This is a genomic window from Dactylosporangium sp. NPDC000244 (assembly GCF_040300725.1).
Lineage (GTDB): Bacteria > Actinomycetota > Actinomycetes > Mycobacteriales > Micromonosporaceae > Dactylosporangium.
On sequence record NZ_JBEPEH010000049.1, the window covers coordinates 69,197 to 87,598 of the forward strand.

An 18,402-nucleotide genomic window follows, 5' to 3' on the forward strand; every position below is an offset into this window, starting at 1 on the left:
GCGTCCGACATGTCGCCGCGCGGGACCTCACGCAACCTGGACGGTGTGCGGAAGACTCTCTTCTGACGGAGAGAGGGGGCCCGTGCCCGACGCCATCATCGAGCTCGACCTCAGTGTGCCCTGGGAACCGCCCGAGCGGCCCGGGCCCGCCGTCGCGCGGCGGCGGCGCGGGTGGCGGCGCGCCCTCCTCGGGGTGGTCGTGCTCGGGATCGCCGCGGTGCTGCCCGGCGGGGCGGACCACCGGCCCGGGCTGGAGCCGCTGTGGACGGCCGAGTTCCAGGTGCTCGCGTTCGACACCGCGGGCGGGCGGATCCTCGTGCACCGGTACCGGACCGCCGGCGCCGACCCGCTCATCGAGGCGCTCGACGCGCGGACCGGGCGGGTGCTCTGGCAGCGGGCGGGCGCCGCCGACGAGTCCTACGTCGCGTTCACCGGCCGGAGCGCGATCGCGCAGGTCGAGCGGGCCGACACGGGCGGGGCGTTCCAGGGGTGGGTCGCCGGCTTCGACGCCGCCACCGGGGCGCAGCGGTGGCAGCGGGAGCGGGCGCGCTTCGCCGGGCTGGCCGGGGACATCGTCGTGGTGCAGGAGCTCGCGTGGCCCGGCGAGGAAGACAAGTTCGACACCTCCTACGGCAACCCCGACGACCCGGCCGTCGCGCTGCCGCGGGTGCCGCACCACGAGCGGTACCTGGGGCTCGACGAGCGCACCGGCACTCCACGGTGGACGGCCGAGCTGGCGCCGGGGACCGAGAGCTGGCTCGACTACGCGCCGTACCCCCGGCTGCGGGGGCTGCGCGAGCTCGACCGCGACGGGGCGCTGCGGGTGCGGGACCCGGCCGGCGGGGACGTCACCGGGCGCTTCCGGCTCGACTTCGCCGGCGTCGTCTCGCGCCATCAGGCCGGGCTGCCCGGGCAGGAGCTGGTGCTGCCGGCCGGGCGCGGCGGGACCCAGGTGTTCGACCTCGCCTCGGGGCGGCGGCTGTGGACGTGGGCGGGGGAGTCGCCCGCCTGGAACGGGCCGGTCCCCTGCCTGCGCGTGCACTACTGCGTCTTCGGCGACGGCGGGACCGACGTGCTCGACGCGGCCACCGGGGCCGTGCTGTGGCGGGCCCCCGGCTACTCGGCGCTGCTGGGGGACACCGGCGACCGGCTGGTGATGTTCCGCCCCGCGGCCGCGCTGGACCAGCCCGACGACGTCGCGGCGTTCCCGGCCGGGCGGGGCGGCGGCGTCGCCTGGGAGCGGCGGGGCTGGTTCCTGGCCAACGGGCCCTTCGAAGCGCCCGGCACCGCGGCCTTCGTCTGGCGCCCGGCCGGCACCACCGACGCGATCGTCGGGCGGCTCGACCCCGGGGACGGGTCGGTGCACGTCATCGGCCGCGCCCCCGACTTCTACGGCACGCCGCAGTGCTCCGCCACCGCCGACCGGGTCGTCTGCCTCGCGATCGGGGTGCTGTACGTGTGGAGGCTGCGGTGAGCCTGATCGATCTCGGCGACGCCGGGGCGTGGTCGCCGCCGGACGAGCCGGTCCGCCGGGGCCGGGGGCGCCTGGCCGCGGCGGTGGTGGCCGTGCTCGCCGCCGCGCTGCTCGTCGCCGACGGGCCCCGCGACGGGCGGCCGCTGTTCACGCTCGAGGACCGGGTGCTCGACGCGCAGCTCGCCGGGGGGCTGCTGTTCGTCTCGCGGTTCGAGGACGGCGGGCCCGGCCGCTTCGAGGCGCGCACGGTCGGCGGGCGGATGCTGTGGAGCCGGCCGCGGTCCGGGGAGAACGAGGGCCTCGCCTTCGCCGCGGGCGAGGAGCTGATGCTGACCTCGGCGTACGGCCGGCAGTCGGCCCAGGAGGCCACCGCCACGGCGCTCGACCGGCGCACCGGCGCGCAGCTGTGGCACCGGTCCGCGTCCGTGGTCATCGGGTCCGCCGGCCCGGTCGTGGTGCTGGAGGACGTCGACGGGGTGACGCAGCCGTACACGCGCGTCGGCACGGACACGCCGACCCGGGTGCTCGGCGTCGACCCGCGCACCGGCGCGACCGCGTGGGAGCAGACGCTGCCGGCTGGCTCGCTGGTCTCCTACGACGGCTCGGACACGCGCCCGGACACGATCGGCTCGATCGACGAGCTCACCGCCGGCGGCACCCTGCAGCGCCGCGACCCGGTCTCGGGCGCGGTGACGACCCGCACGCCGCTGGCGGGGCTCGGCGGCAACGCCTCCGACTTCACCGTCTCCGGCGACCGGGTCGTGGTGGGCCGGATCGGCCTGCGGGGCGCGGACGTCTACGACCTCGCCTCGGGCCGGCTGCTGTGGCGCCTCGACCAGCCGGACGGGGGGCCGTTTCCCTGCGGGCCGGAGCGCTGGTGCGCCGTGGGCGGCGACGGCATCCACGGCCTGGACGCGGCGAGCGGGCGCCGTGTGTGGGACGTCGGGCAGTACAACGACATCTTCAACCTCTCCGGGGACCTGATCGTGGCCGGCGGCCTGGGCAACTCGACCTCGCTCACGCACGAGCCCGTGGTGCTGGCGATCGACGCCCGCACCGGCGTCGTCACGCACCGGCTGACCGGCTGGGTCGCCACGTACATCCCCGCCGGCCCGCTCAGCGTGGTCACGCACACCGACGCCGGGCAGTGGCAGGGTCTCGTCGGCCTCTACGATCCGCGGACCGGCCACGTGCGGGTGATCGGCCGCGGCCGCCTCGGCCCGGTGCCGCGCTGCCGGACCGGCGAGGGAGTGGTCGTCTGCCTGAGCAGCGGGCTGAGCGTCTGGAGGCTGCCGTGAGTGTGATCGATCTCGGGGACGCGGCGCCCTGGTCGCCGCCGGAGACCCCGCGGCCCCGGCGGCCGCGGCTGTCCGGGTCCACGCGCTGGGCGGCGGCGCTCGCCGTGGCCGTGCTCGCCGCCCTGGTGCCGTCCACCGCCTCGGCCGTCTCCGCGCCCGTGCTGCACATCGGCACCGGGGCGCAGCGGGCCGACCTCGGGGGCGGGCGGATCTACGTCACCCAGTACTCCGGCGAGGGGCCGCACCGGCTGGAGGTGTACGGCCCGACCGGCGCCCGGCTGTGGGGCGTCGACCTCGGCGAGGCGCAGCAGCTCGCCTTCGCCGACGCGGACGTCGCCCTGCTGCACGTGTGGCTCGGCGACGGGCGGGCGCTGGAGAACGTGCGCGCGCTCGACCCGCGCACCGGCCGGCAGCTCTGGCAGCGCGGCGGCGTCTCGCTGATCGGGCGCTTCGGCGGCCGGCTCCTGCTCGAGGACACCACGCAGCCGCAGGTGACGGAGGATCCGGCGCAGCACCCGCCGATCGCGGTGCTGGCCGTCGACGAGCGCACGGGCGCGACGCTCTGGAGCAGCACCGTGCCCGCCGGGCGCGAGCCCTCCGTCGGCCGCCCGATCGGCGGGGGATGGGAGCTGACCTCGCTCAACGTCCTCGGCCCGGACGGCGTCCTGACCGGCTACGACCTGGCCACCGGCGCCCCCGCGCGCACCGAGCGCCTGCAGCGGCCCGGCGCCGCCGCCTACTTCGAGCTCGGCGAGGACCGCGGGGCCCCGGGCGCCCGGGCCGGGCAGGTCGCGGTCACGGCCGCCGGGGGCGACGACGTCTACGACCGGGCGAGCGGGCGGCCGCTGTGGCACCTGCCCCCGGCCGAGCTCGGCGGGCTCATCGGCTGCGCGCCCGGGCGGTGGTGCCGCAGTGACGGCGGCGGGTTCGCGGCGTTCGACGCGGGCACCGGCCGGCCGGCGTGGCGGGTCGAGGGCTACGACACCATCGTCGGCGCGAGCGTGCAGCCGGCGACGCTCGTGCTGACCGCGGGCGGCCGCCAGGGCGATCCCATGGCCCGGGGCGTGCTCGTCGACGCGCACACCGGCGCCGTCCGGGTCCGCCTCGACGACTGGCGGCCCGTCGGGGTGCAGGGCGGCCGGGTCGTCGTCTGGCGCCGCGACGACGGGCAGCTCGACACCCGGCTCGGGCTGCTCGACCCCGCCGGCGGCGGGATCACGGTCATCGGGACCGGCGCGTCCTGGGTCGGCGTGCCGGCGTGCGCCGCCGACGAGCGGCTCGTGGCCTGCGGCGTCGCCGGAGAAGTGACTGTCTGGCCGCTGCCGGAGGCGGCCCGGCGTTAGCACAATGGACGTGTGCCGCCGAGCACACTGCCGACCGCCGACCGCGCCGCCGTGATCGATCTCGGCGACGCCGGCCCCGCCTGGACCACCGACACCGACGCGGGCCCGGCCGGGCTGCCCCGCGGCTGGGGGCTGGTGCTGTCGCTCGGGCTGGTGCTGTCGCTCGTGTCGGCGGCACCGGGGCCGCAGCGGCCGGCCGAGGTCGCCCGCCTGCCGCTGCGCAACGGTGCCTACCAGCTCGCCGGGGACGTGCTGCTGATCCTGGAGAGCGACCGGACGCCGACCCCGGTCGAGGCCTTCGACGCCGGCGACGGGCGGTCCCGGTGGACGTTCACGCCGGGCGAGCTGGTCACCCTCGCCCACGCGGCCTCCGCGCCGGACGCCGGCGACGTGGTGGTGCTCTGGCCGGACCTGTGCCGCTCCGCGACCACGGGCACGACGTTCGCCGTCGACCGGCGCACCGGCCGCGAGATCTGGCAGGCGGCGGGCGTTCCCGTCCGCACCGCGCCCGCCGTCCCCGGCACCGTGGTCACGCGCAGCCTGTGGTCGGACGGGTGCGGGGCCCTGGCCGCCGCCGCGCCGATCGGCGGCGCGCTGCGCTGGCAGGCCCTCGGCGCGGGCGGGCAGGCGCGCTGGGAGGTGCCCGTCGACGCCGGCACCCGGATCGCCCTCGACGCCGCCGAGGTGGGCGCGGCCTGGGCGGCGCTCGCGGACCGGCAGGGGGCGATCAGCGTCGTCGATTTCGTGACCGGCCGCCGCAGCGCCGCCGGGGCGCTCGCCGCCGGGCCCGCCGAGCTCGTCGCGGCCGCGGGCGACCTGCTCGTCCTCGCCGGCTTCGGCGCCGGGCCGGACGGCGGCACGCTGCTGACCGCCTTCCGCCGCGACGCCTGGTCCACCCCGGCCTGGCGGGCGACGGTGCCGACCGGGCCCGCGTCCGGGCGCACCGACCGGTTCACCGTCCGGCCCTGCGGACCGGCGCTCTGCGTCGCCGGGCAGCGCACGTTCGTCCTCGACCCGGCGAGCGGGACGATGCTGTGGACCCCATACGTGCGCGCCGATCTCGTCGCGGCGCCCGGCGGCCGGCTGGCCGTGGCCGGGACGCGCACGGCGACGCTGCTCGACCCCGCGACCGGCGCGCCCACGCCCGAGCTGCCGGGGTGGGAGCCGCTCGGCGCGGACGCGGACCGCCAGCTGCTCGGCACCGCCTCCGGCGAGGACGCGACCCTGCTCGGGCTGCGCGCGGGGGACGGGGTGGCGCCGATCGGTACCGTCGACGGCCGCCTCGACGCGTGCGAGCTGGACGGCCCGCGCCTCGCCTGTGAGACCGGAGCCGGCGAGGTCGTGCTCCTTCGAATGGCGACCAAGAGCTGATGCGGGGACGCTGGTAACGTGGGCGAACTGATCGATCTGGGTGAATCACACGGGGTTGTCGACGGCGAGGCGATGCTGGAATGGCCGCCCCCGCGCGGGGCCGGGCGCCGGCAGTGGCCGATCGTGCTGATGCTGACGCTCGTGGTGCTCTTCGCCGCCGGCTCGCGGCCCGGGAGCGCCGTCGAGGAGGCCGGCACCCTCGCCGAGCACGCCTCCGGCCTGGTCGCCGACCGCTCCGCCGTCTACGCCATCCGCGACGAGCCCGGGCTCACCGCCTACGACTGGACCACCGGCAAGGTCAGGTGGACCCGCTCACTGGCCGGGCCCGGCGGCGGGCAGGCCTACCTGGCCGCCGACCGCGCGTACGTGCGCCACCGCCCCTGCACCGCGACGACCGGCTGGAGCCTGGAGCGGATCGACCCCGCCACCGGCCGGGCGCAGTGGTCGCGGGGCGGCGCCCCGATCGCCGTCGTCGCCGGCCCGGCCGGCGGCGCGCCCGGGCTGCTCACCATCGACGACGAGGCCGCCGTCTGCCCGCCGGTCGTGCCGCCGCGCGGCGCCGCCGCGAACCCGGTCCGCCTGGCCGGCCTCGACGCCGAGTCCGGCGCCGTCCGCTGGGCGTTCGACGTGCCCGGCGGGGCCCGCGTCGTCTCGCCCGACGTGCCCGGCAGCGCCTGGTTCGCGGTCTGGTACTCCGGCGGCCGCACCGAGATCCGCAGCGCCGTCACCGGGGGCGTGACCGTCGCCGCCGACGTCCCCGAACTCGCCGACACCCCGCCGACCAGCGTCCGGGTCGTCGGCGGCCTCCTCGTGATCGTCGCGGTGCGCGCGGACGGGGCGCTCATCACGGCGTACGGCAGCGACACCCTGCGCTACCGGTGGCACATGCTGTTCTCCTCGTCGGAGCAGGCGCCGATCGCCGAGATCGCCTACGGCCCCGTGGTCGTGATGTGCGGCCCGATGGTCTGCGTGCCCAACTGGCGCGACCTCGCCGTGCTCGACCCGGCCACCGGCGCCCAGGCCTGGCGGCGCCCGGTGCAGCTCGACGCGGCCGGCCCCGGCGTGCTCGTCGCCCGCGACCGCGACGACTTCACACGGGTGCGCGTCGTGGACTGGTTCACCGGCACCGACCGCGCCGACCTCGCGGGCTGGGCGGTGGTGCCGACGGCCAGCGACGGCACGGACGACGACGACATCGGCTTCGCCCCGGCCGGCTCGGTGCTCGTGCAGCGTCCGGAAGGCGACGGTTCCCGGCTGGCCCGCATCGACCTGCGCACCGGCGCCATCAGCCCGCTCGGCAACGTCAGCCCGATCCCGTCGCGCTGCTCGGTGCGCCATCACCGGCTCGCCTGCCTCGCCGGCGGGGACTCGGTGCGGCTGTGGCGGTTGCCCGGGTAGCTACATTGGCACCCAGGGCTTTCACGGGAACTTCACGTCCCGTGAACCACACTGGCCCGGATTCGGCTGGGGGTGAAGGGCGTGCGCGTGCTGGTGATCGAGGACGAGACGAATCTCGCCGACGCGATCGTCCGGGGACTTCGGCGGCAGGGCATGGCCGTCGACGTCGCCTACGACGGGACCGCCGGGCACGAGATGGCGATGGTCACCCGCTACGACGTCGTGGTGCTCGACCGCGACCTGCCCGGCGTGCACGGCGACGACATCTGCGCCGACCTGGTCGCCTCCGGCGCGCTGACCCGGGTGCTGATGCTCACCGCCAGCGGCAGCGTCGCCGACCGGGTCGAGGGCCTGCAGATCGGCGCCGACGACTACCTGCCCAAGCCGTTCGCCTTCGACGAGCTCGTCGCCCGGGTGCAGGCCCTGGGCCGGCGCGCCACCCCGGCCGCGCCGCCCGTGCTCACCATCGCCGACCTCGTGCTCGACCAGGCCAAGCGGGTCGCGACCCGGGCCGGGCAGCCGCTGGACCTCACCCGCAAGGAGTTCGGGCTGCTCGAGGAGCTGCTCAAGGCCCGCGGCGCGGTGGTCTCCAGCGAGGAGCTGCTCGAGCGGGTCTGGGACGCCAACGCCGACCCGTTCACCACGACGGTGCGGGTCACGATGATGACGCTGCGCAAGAAGCTCGGCGAGCCGGCGATCATCGAGACCGTGGTCGGCGCCGGGTACCGGACGCGGCCGCCCCAATGACCATCTACGACGCCCGCCGCACCGCCTTCTTCCGCCCGACCCTGCGCCTGCGGCTCACGCTGCTCAACGGCATCCTGCTCGTCGGGGCCGGGCTGGTCCTGGTCGTGCTGGCCTACATCCTGGTCGACGGCGCGCTCAAGCCCGCCGACCAGCTCCAGCCCGGGACCAGGGTGGTGCTGGCCGACGGCAGCGAGGTCGACGCGCACACCTGGCAGACCGACCTCGTCGACTCCGCCGAGTGGGAGCTGCTCACCCGGGGCAGCCTCGCGCTGCTGCTCATCGGGGCCGTCGGGGTCGCGGGCGCCTACGTCGTGGCCGGGCGCTCCCTGCGGCCGCTGCAGCGGGTCACCACCACGGCCCAGCGCCTCTCCGGGGAGTCCCTCGACGCGCGGATCAACTACGACGGGGCCGACGACGAGGTGGCCGAGCTCGCGAAGACGTTCGACGCGATGCTCGACCGCATCACGGCCGCGTTCGAGACCCAGAAACGGTTCGTGGCCAACGCCTCCCACGAGCTGCGCACCCCGCTGGCCGTGATGCGCACCGAGGTCGACGTGACGCTCGACGACCCGGAGGCGGACGTCGCGGAGTACCGCCGCATGGCCAAGGTCGTGCGCGACGCCTCGATGCGGGCCAATGCGCTGGTCGAGTCGCTGCTGCTGCTCGCCCGCACCGAGGCCCAGGCCGGGCGGCGGCTCGGCCGGAAGGTGAGCACCGACCTGGCCACCGGGGTCACCGTCGCCCTGTCGGCGATGGGCAAGGAGGTCAAGCGGCTCAACCTCGACGTCAGCACCGACCTGGCCCCGGCCAACGTGGTCGGGGACCCCGGGCTGCTGGAGCGGCTGGCGGGCAATCTCATCGAGAACGCGGTGCGGTACAACCATCTGGCCGGGCGGATCTGGGTGCGCACCGGCACCGACGAGACGCTCGCCTGGCTCGTGGTCGGCAACACCGGCTTCGAGGTCGAGCCGGCCGACCTGCCCGCGCTGTTCGAGCCGTTCCGCCGCGGCGGGCGGGAGCGCACCGGCGCCCGCGGCACCGGGCTCGGGCTGTCGATCGTCCGGGCCGTGTGCGAGGCGCACGGCGGCGGGGTCTCCGCGGTCGCCCTCGACGGCGGCGGGCTGGAGGTCACCGTCTCGCTGCCGGCCGCCGCGGTCACGCCGGTGCTGAGCGGCACCGCGCCCGTCCCCGTCGTGTGACGGCGGGCACTTCCGCTCAGAACCTCCGCGCGCCGGACCGATCTGTCCTACGTTTCCCCGGATGCGTTGGAGGCGGGTCGGATGCGGCTGCGCAGCTGGCTGGTGGTCGGTGTCAGCGTCGCGCTGCTGCTGGCCATCGGCGCCGTCGGCATCTCGGTGAACCGTTCCGCGCTGCGGGCGGCCGAGACCGTGCACCGCGCCGACTCCCTAGCCCTGGCCACCAACAACGGCGGCCTCGCCGCGCAGGTGCTGCTCGTCTCGGCCAAGGAGCTCAACGACTTCGCCACCGGCCACCCGCTGTCGATGACGCCCGGTGACCCCGGCGACGCGGCGGCGCTGCAGGAGTACGCGGAGAAGTCGCCGTCGTTCGGCTACGGGCTCATGCTCACCGACCTGACCGGCAACCCGCTCAGCGCCAGCGGCCCGGACACCATGTTCCCCGACCCGCTGTCGGCCGCGTTCAAGCCGCTCATCTCCTCGCTCGCGCTCGGCCGGCCCGGGTTCTCCTCGATCATGACGGTGCGCGGCACCCTGGTGCAGGCGGTGGCCGTGCCCATCGTCGTGGGCAGCCAGCCGGCGGCGATCCTGTACGGGTTCATCCCCCTGACGAAGAGTCAGCTGCAGGAGTACCTCGTCAAGCTCAAGGACGACTCGCACGTCTCGCTGCTCGTGGACGCCGCGGGGGTGATCGGCGCGTCCAGCGACCCGGCCCAGCTCGGCAGCCGCGTGGACCCGGCGATCGCGGCGAGGGTCACCTCCACCGACTCGGTGTTCGTCACGTACGCCGAGCGCGGCCACTCGATGATCGCCACGGTCCACGGCGGGCTGCCGGGCGGCTGGGCCTACGTGCGCACGCAGTCCACGGCCACCTTCGACGGGCCGGTGCGCAACCGCAGCCTGACCATCAACCTGGCGCTGCTCACCATGCTGCTCGTCGGGGTCGCGGGGCTGGCCATCCTCGGGTACCGCTCGCAGCTCGTCCGCCGCCGCGCCGAGGAGCGCTTCTCGGCCCTGGTCGAGCACGCCCCCGACGTCGTGGTGGTGCTCGACGACGAGGGGCGGGTGGTGTACTCCAGCCCGAGCGGCCGGCGCATCCTCGGCGTCACGCGCGTGGGCACCCCGGTCTTCGAGATCGTCCACCCCGACGAGCGCCCGCACCTGCGCGAGCGGTTCGCGGCCCTGACCGGGGAGAAGGGCGCCCTGGAGCGCATGCAGGTGCGGGTGCGCCAGGCCGGCGGCGACTATCGCTGGTTCGACCTCACCGCCTCCAACCAGCTGCACAACCCGGCCCTCGACGGCGTGGTGATCAACGCCCGGGACATCACCGACTCGCGTGAGATGCAGGACCGCCTCGCCCACGACGCCCACCACGACCCGCTGACCGGCCTGCCCAACCGCCGCCGGCTCCAGCAGCGCCTCGCCGACTCGCTGGAGGCCGAGCCGGTCGCGGTGCTCTTCGTCGACCTGGACGGCTTCAAGCCGGTCAACGACGAGCTCGGCCACGAGGCCGGGGACGAGCTGCTGCGGCAGGTCGGGGCGCGGCTGAGCGGCTGCCTGCGGCCGGTCGACGTGCTGGCCCGGGTCGGCGGGGACGAGTTCGTGCTGCTCCTGCCGGGGATCGGCACCGAGGACGAGACGCACTCGGTCATCGCCCGGCTGCGGGCCTGCGCGGACGCGCCGTTCGTGATCCAGGGCGAGGAGGTCCGGATCGGGGCGAGCATCGGGGTGCACCTGGCGGCGCCGGGGGAGCATCCGGACGCGGTGCTGCGCACGGCCGACCAGGCGATGTACGCCGTCAAGAACGGCCGCGACCGGCCGGGACGGCATCGGGCCTGACGGCGGCGACCGGCATCAACGTCTTCGCGACGGGCGGGGCGGGGGAGCGGACGGTCAGCGTGGTGCGCACGGCACCCCGCTGCACGAGCTCGATCCTCAGCGCCGTGACTCTGGGTGTCACCTGGTCCCCCTCGGTTCCGTGCCCGCCGCCGCTCACCTGTCTACCGCCCCCGTCGCGCGTGCGCACCGTAGTTGCCGAAGGCGTGCGCACCCGAGTGGTTCGATCACTCGGCGTAGAGTGATCCGCCCTCTACGGACCGTGTAACACGCTCGGAAGCGGCGCCGCGTTACGGTCTATCTCACACAGCGTTACGAAGTCCCTGATACGTCAGGTAACCGACGGTCACGAATGCAAGGGGGTATGGGCGGTTTTTGCCCCTGTGGCGAAAATCCGATACACGGCTTCCGCCGGTGCCCGCGCGCCTTCTAGGTTCTCCGGACATGGCCGTCAGCGACGACGTGGCACCCGACGAGTGGGAGTGTCGCGTCTTCCTCGCCGTCGCCGAGCACCGCCAGCACACGAAGGCCGCGGAGGCGCTGTCGCCGACGCGGCCGTCGCACCTGCGGGACCGGCCCTACGCGCGGCAACTGGTGGGCAAGACCATCGCCCGGATCGAGCGCTGGTGCGGGGAGCCGCTCTTCGAGGGCAACCGCGGGCAGCTGCGCCTGACCGAGCGCGGGCGGGACTTCGAGCGGGCGGCCCGCAGCGTCGTCGGCGAATACGAGCTGATGCGCCGGCCCGGCCCGGGCGACGGGCTGCCGCGGCTGGCGTGCCTGCCCCACCACGCGGCGTTCGTCGCGCCCGCGCAGGCGCGGCTGGTCGAGCGGTTCGGGCGGCCGCGGGTCGCGGTCGAATACCTCGAGCCCCATCGGCACGCGGCCCCGGAGCTGCATCGGCACGCGCTGCTCATCGGCCCGCCCCCGGCGGCGGGCGGGCGCTCGGTGCGCCTCTACACGGCGCGCCTGGAGGCCATGGTCCCCGCGGCGCACTTCCCGGGCGTGCGGCTGGCGCTGCCGGAGCTGCTGCGGCGGTACCGTCCGATTCCGCACCTCACCGGCGTCCCCGAGGACCGCCGCGCGGCGTGGGGCCTGGACCGGAACCCCGGCGCGGGCACCGGGCGGCCGACGGCGGACACCGCGGCCGCGGTGTTGCGCCTGCGCCACGAGACCGCGGCGCGCTGGGACGGCCGGGTGCTCGTGGTGCCGTCGGACGTGGCGCTGCCGTTCAAGGCGGGGATGGAGTTCGGCGGGCGGTACGCGGACCGCTTCAAGTGGGTGCCGGTCGTCGCCGATGCGCCGCTGACCTACGAGGTGCACCTGACCGTGCGCTCCGGCGGGCCGGACGAGGCGGTGGAGGCGGCGGTCGCCGCGGTGCAGGCGGCCGCGCGCTCCCTGCCCCACCTCGGCGGCGGCTGAACGGTTTCCCGGCCCGGCCACGCCCTGCCGGGCGCCGTGCCGCGGGGTTGCCGCCCGGCCGTGCGCGGGTGGCGTGCGCCGTTGTCAGTCGCGGCCGCCGCGCGGGTGGCGTGCGCGGCTCGGGCGCGGCCGCGCGGGTGGCCGTGCGCCAGGGTCAGGCGCGGCCGCGGACGAGCGGCAGGAAGACCTCGTCGACGATCTCCACCAGCACCTCGTCCGGGACGGTCGGGATGCCGCGCATCGCGTACTCGGCGCGCAGCAGCATCATCGGGGTCGTCGCCACGCGCGGGTGCGCGGCCGCGGGCGGCGCCTCGTCGCGCGCCACGGCGCGTTCGAGCATGGACAGCCAGGCGCGGTCCATGGTGGCCGCGCCCGAGCGCTCGCGCATGAGCTCGAGCAGCGCCGGGTCCTCGGCCGCGGCGGCCAGCAGGCCGCGCAGGATCGCGCCGTGCGGGGACGACCAGGTCTCGTTGGCCCGGCGCAGCATCTCCAGGGCGTCGCCCCGCAGCGTGCCCGTGTCCGGGTTCGGCATCACGGCGTCGGAGAGGTGGCGGTACGCCGCGATGCCCAAGGCCGCCCGGTGCGGCCACCGGCGATAGATCGCGTTCTTGTTGGTCCCGGCCCGGACGGCGACCCGGTCCATGGTCATGCCCGCGTAGCCGGACTCGCGCAGCTCGTCCGCGGCCGCGCGCAGGATCGCCTGCTCCAGCTCGGCGCCCCGGCGTCTCGTGGTCATGGCTTGCAGGGTACTCGACGTACCCTATAAGGTACTGGCCGTACCGTATTCGGAGGGTTGGGCGATGCGCGTCTTCGGCATGAACTACGACACCGGTTTCGTCAGCGGCGGGTCCACGACCCACGAGCCGTGGGACCCCGAGACCGTCCGGCGCGACCTGCGCGTCATCCGCGACGAGCTGCACTGCGACGCGGTGCGGATCACGGGCGGCGTCCAGGACCGGCTCGAACTGGCCGCGCGGCTGGCGGCCGAGGCCGGGCTCGAGGTGTGGTACTGCCCGTTCACCAACGGCCTCGACCGCGCCGCGCTCATGGCGTTCGTGCTCGACGGCGCCGAGCGGGCCGAGCGGCTGCGGCGCGGCGGGGCGCGGGTCGTCTTCCTCACCGGCTCCGAGATCGCCATGTTCACCGACGGCTTCCTGCCCGGCCGCGACCTGGCCGAGCGCATGGCGCTGTTCACCGACCCGATGCGCATGCGCGAGGCGGTCCCGGCCGCGCGGGCCGCCGTGCACGACTTCCTCGCCGAGGCCGTGCCCGCCGTGCGGGAGCGCTTCGGCGGCCCCGTCGGCTACGCCTCGATCCCGCTGGAGGCCGTGGACTGGGCGCCGTTCGACATCATCGCGAGCGACGCCGGCTACCGCGACGCGACCAACGCGGCGGCGTTCCCGCAGAGCCTGGCGGCCGCGGTGGGGCAGGGCAAGCCGTACGCCGCGACCGAGTTCGGCTGCTGCACGTTCCGCGGCGCGGGGGACGTCGCGGGGGCGGCGGAGCCGGTGACGTACGAGGCGCACGGCGCGGCCGCGACGATCACCCCCGGGCTGGAGCGCGACGAGGAGGGCCAGGCCCGCTACATCCTGGACCTGCTGCGCGACTACGAGGCCGGCGGCGTGGAGGCGGCGTTCGTCTACACCTTCGCGAACCGGCACCTGCCCACCACCGGGGACCCCGAGCGCGACTTCGACCTGGCCGCGCGCGGGATCGTGCGGGTGCTGCCGGACGGCTCGTGGACGCCGAAGGCCGCGTTCCACGCTCTCGCCGAGTACGGCCGCGCCCGCGCTCAGAGCGGGAACGGACTTCGGGCTGAGTAGCCGCGACCGGCCGCGACCTTGCCCGAGGCGCGTTCAGGGCGGGCTTGGGGCGAGGTGGCCGCGACCGGCCGCGACCCTGCCCGAGGCGTGCTCAGAGCCGGGCGAAGTAGTCGCGCGCGGCCGCGACGCCGCCCTCGGCGCCCAGCGCGACCATGAGCGCGGCCCAGGCCTTCCCGGCGGTCAGGTCCGGGGCGAGGATGGCGCCGACGGTGGCGGCCAGCCCGTCGGGGCTGCGGGGCGCCCCGCCCGCGCGGGCGCGGGAGGTCACGACGACCGGGATGTCCCAGGACACCAGGTCGGCGACGGCGCCCAGCAGGGGGACGGGGACGTTGAGCGCGCCGGTGCCCTCCAGCACGACACCCCTCGCCCCGGCGTCGGTGGCGGCGGTGAGCAGCGCCGGGCCGATCCCCGGGTACACCTTGATCAACGCCACGTTCGTCTCCGGCTCGCCCGGCGGCGACGGGGGCGGGGGCGGCGCGGCGGTCAGGGTGACGCGGCCGCCGAGCACGCGGCCGAGCGGCTCGTGCGGGGCGGAGGTGAACGCGCCCGGGCGCGACGCGGCGGCCTGGCGCACCCGCGCCGCCGCGTGCAGCTCCCCGTCGAAGCAGGCGACCGCGCCGAGGCCGGCCGCGGCCGGGTCCGCCGCGGCGACCAGGGCGGCCGTCAGGTTGGCGGGGCCGTCGCTGCCCGGGGCGTCGAGCGGGAGCAGGGCGCCGGTGAAGACGATGGCGCCCCGGGCTGTGGCCGGGTTGGAGGCCGCGCCCGCGACGAGGTCGGTCAGGTAGGCCGCCTCCTCCAGCGTGTCGGTGCCGTGGGTCACGACGACGCCGTGGAAGCCCTCCTCGCCGAGGGCCGCGCGGACGCGGCGCGCGGTCGCGGCCATCGTCGCGGGGGAGGCGTCCCACCCGGGCTCGGCCAGGACGTCCTCGACCGTGACGTCGGCGTCGGCCGGCCGGCTGGCGGCGGCGAGGAGGCCGGCGCCGGTGGCGACGGAGCCGGCGCGGTACGCGATGGTGTCCTTGGAGGCCAGCAGGAGCACTCTGCGGGTCATGGGAGGCGGTTCTCCAGCCGCTCGATGCGCTCCAGCAGCGGGGCCAGCGCGGACTCCAGCGAGGGGGACTGGGCCTGCAGGTGGACGTAGCCGGCCAGCGCCGCGGTCACGGCGCGGCGGGTCAGGCGCAGCTCGGCGCCCAGGGAGCGCAGGGCCTGACCGGCCGCGCCGTCCGGCTCGGCGACCAGGCCCAGGAGCAGGTGCTCGCAGCCGACGTAGTTGTGGCCCAGCGCGGTCGCCTCGGTGACCGCGAGCTCCAGCGCGGCCGCGGCCGGGGCGCTGAACCGGCGGCCGTCCGCGGGCTCGGCCGGCTCGGGCGTCGCGCTGATCGCCGCGGCGATGCCCGACGGCTCGATGTCGATGGCGCGCAGGACGTGCAGGGCCAGGTTGCCGCCCTCGGCGACGATGCCGGTCAGCAGGTGGGCGGTGCCGACGGCCGGGGCCCGCTCGGCGGCCGCGCGCTCGGCGGCCAGGCGCAGCACGGTGCGCACGCGGGCGGTGAAGTGGGGCAGGCGGGCGGCCAGGGCCGCGTCGTCGAGGTCGCCGAGCACCGTCTCGCGGATCGCGGTCACTCTCCGGACGGCCTGCTCGAGCGCGCGCTGACAGATGGCCGAGACCGGGATCCCGGCGGCCTTGACGGCGTCGGCGAGCTCGTCGGGGAGGTAGACGTTGATTTTCGGCACACCTCAGGTATACCCCGCATGGGGTTATACGTCGAGCGTCGCGGCCCGGAACAGGGCGGCGATCGACCTGAGGTGGCCGGCCAGCTCCGGCGGGCCGCTGACCTCGAACGGCAGCCCGATCGAGGCCAGCCGGCGCGCATGCCATTCGCCGGTGTCGGGCGGCGCGAGCCACCGGCAGGTCCCGTCCGGCCGATCGGTCAGGGTCCCGGGCGGCGGCCCGCCGAGGCGGTCCACCACGCGGGCGGCCGGTGCGCGGATCACGACGTCGGCCGGGTAGGTCGGGGCCATCCGCATCGTCCGGTCGGCGACGAAGGCGGCGACGTCCCCGCCGGGCACCTCCCGCGTGGCCGCCCGGGCGCCGGTCGCGGCGAGCTCGGTGACGCGGTCCAGCCGGAAGGTCCGCCAATCGTCGCGGTCGAGGTCGAACGCGAGCAGGTACCAGCGCCTCCCGGCCGTCACCAGGGCGCGCGGCTCGACGTGGCGGCCCTCGTCGCGGTACCGGAACCGCAGCCGCTCGTGGCCGGCGATCACCGCGGCGGTGACGACCAGCGCGTCGGGGTCCACCGGATCCGCGGCCAGGGAGAACGGGTGGGGCACGGTGGAGGAGGTCAGCGTGTCGACCCGGCGGCGCAGCCGGGACGGCAGGACCTGCAGCAGCTTGCGCAGCGCCCGCACCGCCGCTTCGTCGGCCCCGGTCACCGCCTGCGTCGCCGCGGTGCACAGCCCGATGGCGACGGCGACCGCCTCGTCGTCCTCCAGCAGCAGCGGCGGCATCGCCGCGCCGGCCGTCAGCCGGTATCCACCCAGGCCGCCCTGCTCGGCGTGCACCGGGTAGCCCAGCTCGCGCAGCCGGTCGACGTCGCGCCGCACGGTCCGCACGGACACCCGCAGCCGCCGCGCCAGCTCGCTGCCCGGCCACAGCCGAGGGGTCTGCAACAGCGACAGCAGGGACAGCAGCCGGGCGCGCGCGTCTGACATGCCTGCCATGGTGGCCCGCGACTAGGACGGGAACTGGCCTATACCGGCCCTACCGTGGGGCGAAGTTCCGCCACGACACGAGGGAGAGTTCATGAGCAGCACGCCACCGGCCGGGTACACGACCGTCGCGCCGTGGATCGTCACGCCCGACACCGGGCAGTTGCTGGACTTCGTCACCGCGGTGTTCGACGGGGTCGAGATGGGCCGCGTCCGGCTGGAGGACGGGACCATCGGTCACGCCGAGATCCGCGTCGGCGACACCGTCCTGCTCGCCTTCGACCGGCTGCCCGACTGGCCGGCCATGCCGTCGCTGCTGCGGGTCTTCGTCGCCGACGCCGACCGGGCGATCGAGCGCGGGGTCGCCGCCGGGGCCCGCGTGGTCACCGCGCCGGCCACCCACGCCTTCGGGCAGCGGGGCGGCCGGATCCGCGACCCGTTCGGCAACATCTGGTGGATCAGCGCGGTGGTCGAGGACGTCGCGCCCGAGGAGGGCATGCGGCGGCTCGCCGAGCCGCGGTACGCCGACGCGATGCGCGACGCCCAGGAGAGCCTGGACCGGGAGCTGAGCGGCCGCACCCACAGCGTCGTCAGCCGCCTGCCGGCCGGCTGATCCCGCGCCGCGGCCCGGCTCAGCCGATCGGCGCGCCGTGCGTGCGCATGAAGGGCAGCGGGTCGATCGCGTTGCCCGGCGAGGTCGGCGGGGTGTTCACGTGGACCTCGAAGTGCAGGTGCGGGGCGGAGGAGTTGCCGGAGCTGCCGACGTAGCCGATGACCTGTCCGGCCGCGACCTTCTGGCCGGGCTTCACGACGCCCTTGCGGACCATGTGGCAGTACAGGGTCGAGATGCCGCCGGCGTGCTGGATCTTCACGTACCAGCCACAGCCGCCGACCGAGGCGCTGCCCGTCTGGTCGCAACTGTGGCCGGCCTCGATGTTGCACACGACCTCGAGCACGGTGCCGGCCGACGCCGCGTGGATCGGGGTGCCGACGAACGACATGATGTCGACGCCCACGTGGTTGGGGTTCGTCGGGGTGCGGAAGCCGGGCCGGGCCGAGAAGCCGGGCAGCGGGCTCACCCAGCGGCCGGCCTCGGTGACCGGGGCGCCGCCGGCTTGCGGGGCGCCCGCGGGGGCCGGGGCGGCGGCCGGCGGGGCCGCGGCGGGGGCGGTGCACGACGGCGGGGTCGCGCCGCGGTTGACGTAGGCGTCGGAGACGTACGCGCCGGAGTCGAGACGGTCCCACATCGCGGTGACGCGCAGGGTGCCGGTGATCTGCTCGCCCTGGACCTGGCAGGCGATGTTGAGCGGGGTGCCGTTGGGCAGGCCCGCGTAGAGGATCGCGCTGCGGGCCGGGCCGCCGCGGGTCTTCAGCGGGATGGCGCCCGACGCCACGGTGCCGGCGGTCGTCGGGGCGCCGGGAGCGGCGGCGGGGGCGGCGGTCTGCTGCTCCGCGGTGCACGGGGGTGGGGCGGCCTGCGGGCGGCGCACCCACGCGTCGCTGATGAACGAGCCGTCGGTGAGCCGGTCCCACTGGTCGGTGACGCGGACCGGGCCCTGGTCGATGAGCTGGCCCTTGACCTGGCACTCGATGGCGACCGCCGTGCCGTTGGGCAGGGTGCGCAGGGAGCGGGTCCAGACGGCCGCGCCGGCGCGGGCGTTCAGCGGGCGCTTGGGCGAGACGACCGTGGCGCCGACGCTCGCGGCCTGGGCGCCGGACGGGGGCACCAGTGCGGCCGCCAGCATGCCGGCCACGACGAAGATCGTTTTGCGCATGGTGCACCCCCGG

General features: G+C 76.2%; 16 protein-coding genes. 11 read left to right on the forward strand and 5 right to left on the reverse strand.

All coding sequences use genetic code 11. The annotated features are described in order from the left end of the window. The first annotated feature begins 82 nt into the window (after positions 1-82). From ABT369_RS48700 to ABT369_RS48740, 9 genes are all read left to right on the forward strand, one after another. Positions 83-1,474 carry an outer membrane protein assembly factor BamB family protein gene (locus ABT369_RS48700; RefSeq protein WP_350623858.1) on the forward strand — a complete coding sequence of 464 codons (1,392 nt, stop codon included), beginning with the start codon at positions 83-85 and terminating at the stop codon, positions 1,472-1,474. Continuing rightward, the gene (locus ABT369_RS48705; protein ID WP_350623860.1) at positions 1,471-2,772 is read left to right on the forward strand and encodes an outer membrane protein assembly factor BamB family protein; all 1,302 of its coding nucleotides are present in this window, start codon (positions 1,471-1,473) and stop codon (positions 2,770-2,772) included. Before ABT369_RS48700 ends, ABT369_RS48705 begins: the two co-directional genes overlap by 4 nt. Next, complete coding sequence (locus tag ABT369_RS48710) at positions 2,769-4,115, forward strand: outer membrane protein assembly factor BamB family protein (protein ID WP_350623861.1); 1,347 nt, start codon at positions 2,769-2,771, stop codon at positions 4,113-4,115. The genes ABT369_RS48705 and ABT369_RS48710 overlap by 4 nt, the downstream gene beginning before the upstream one ends. Before the next feature lie 12 nt (positions 4,116-4,127). Then, on the forward strand, positions 4,128-5,486 hold the full coding sequence (locus tag ABT369_RS48715; RefSeq protein ID WP_350623862.1) for an outer membrane protein assembly factor BamB family protein: 1,359 nt from the start codon (positions 4,128-4,130) through the stop codon (positions 5,484-5,486). Between the two features lie 18 nt (positions 5,487-5,504). Continuing rightward, the gene (locus ABT369_RS48720; RefSeq protein ID WP_350623863.1) at positions 5,505-6,884 is read left to right on the forward strand and encodes an outer membrane protein assembly factor BamB family protein; all 1,380 of its coding nucleotides are present in this window, start codon (positions 5,505-5,507) and stop codon (positions 6,882-6,884) included. Positions 6,885-6,965: 81 nt separating this feature from the next. Further along, positions 6,966-7,631 carry a response regulator transcription factor gene (locus ABT369_RS48725; RefSeq protein WP_350623864.1) on the forward strand — a complete coding sequence of 222 codons (666 nt, stop codon included), beginning with the start codon at positions 6,966-6,968 and terminating at the stop codon, positions 7,629-7,631. After that, positions 7,628-8,830 (forward strand): sensor histidine kinase, encoded by a 1,203-nt coding sequence (locus tag ABT369_RS48730; RefSeq protein WP_350623865.1) that lies wholly within the window; start codon positions 7,628-7,630, stop codon positions 8,828-8,830. The genes ABT369_RS48725 and ABT369_RS48730 overlap by 4 nt, the downstream gene beginning before the upstream one ends. Before the next feature lie 81 nt (positions 8,831-8,911). Beyond that, positions 8,912-10,666: a diguanylate cyclase domain-containing protein gene (locus tag ABT369_RS48735; RefSeq protein WP_350623866.1), complete on the forward strand. Its 1,755-nt coding sequence runs from the start codon at positions 8,912-8,914 to the stop codon at positions 10,664-10,666. 441 nt (positions 10,667-11,107) lie between these two features. Further along, positions 11,108-12,082, forward strand: coding sequence for a LysR family transcriptional regulator (locus tag ABT369_RS48740; RefSeq protein ID WP_350623868.1), 975 nt, complete (start codon positions 11,108-11,110; stop codon positions 12,080-12,082). A gap of 154 nt (positions 12,083-12,236) precedes the next feature. Here ABT369_RS48740 and ABT369_RS48745 read toward each other — a convergent pair whose 3' ends face one another. Then, a complete protein-coding gene (locus ABT369_RS48745) occupies positions 12,237-12,818 on the reverse strand; it encodes a TetR/AcrR family transcriptional regulator (protein WP_350623870.1) in 582 nt (193 codons plus the stop codon). A gap of 64 nt (positions 12,819-12,882) precedes the next feature. Between ABT369_RS48745 and ABT369_RS48750 the strand changes: the two genes are divergently transcribed. Further along, positions 12,883-13,905: a glycoside hydrolase family 113 protein gene (locus ABT369_RS48750; protein ID WP_350623871.1), complete on the forward strand. Its 1,023-nt coding sequence runs from the start codon at positions 12,883-12,885 to the stop codon at positions 13,903-13,905. Between the two features lie 91 nt (positions 13,906-13,996). Here the strand turns inward: ABT369_RS48750 and ABT369_RS48755 are convergent, their stop codons facing one another. The 3 genes from ABT369_RS48755 to ABT369_RS48765 are packed head-to-tail and all read right to left on the reverse strand — an operon-like array spanning position 13,997 to position 16,617. Further along, positions 13,997-14,956 (reverse strand): asparaginase, encoded by a 960-nt coding sequence (locus tag ABT369_RS48755; protein ID WP_350623873.1) that lies wholly within the window; start codon positions 14,954-14,956, stop codon positions 13,997-13,999. Beyond that, positions 14,953-15,639, reverse strand: coding sequence for a Clp protease N-terminal domain-containing protein (locus ABT369_RS48760; RefSeq protein ID WP_350623874.1), 687 nt, complete (start codon positions 15,637-15,639; stop codon positions 14,953-14,955). The genes ABT369_RS48755 and ABT369_RS48760 overlap by 4 nt, the downstream gene beginning before the upstream one ends. Before the next feature lie 24 nt (positions 15,640-15,663). Next, on the reverse strand, positions 15,664-16,617 hold the full coding sequence (locus tag ABT369_RS48765) for a helix-turn-helix transcriptional regulator (protein WP_350623876.1): 954 nt from the start codon (positions 16,615-16,617) through the stop codon (positions 15,664-15,666). A 91-nt stretch (positions 16,618-16,708) separates the two neighbouring features. Between ABT369_RS48765 and ABT369_RS48770 the strand changes: the two genes are divergently transcribed. Then, positions 16,709-17,227, forward strand: a complete 519-nt coding sequence (locus ABT369_RS48770; protein WP_350623878.1) for a VOC family protein — start codon at positions 16,709-16,711, stop codon at positions 17,225-17,227. Positions 17,228-17,246: 19 nt separating this feature from the next. Here ABT369_RS48770 and ABT369_RS48775 read toward each other — a convergent pair whose 3' ends face one another. Continuing rightward, a complete protein-coding gene (locus tag ABT369_RS48775; protein WP_350623880.1) occupies positions 17,247-18,389 on the reverse strand; it encodes a peptidoglycan DD-metalloendopeptidase family protein in 1,143 nt (380 codons plus the stop codon). Between the last annotated feature and the right edge of the window lie 13 nt (positions 18,390-18,402).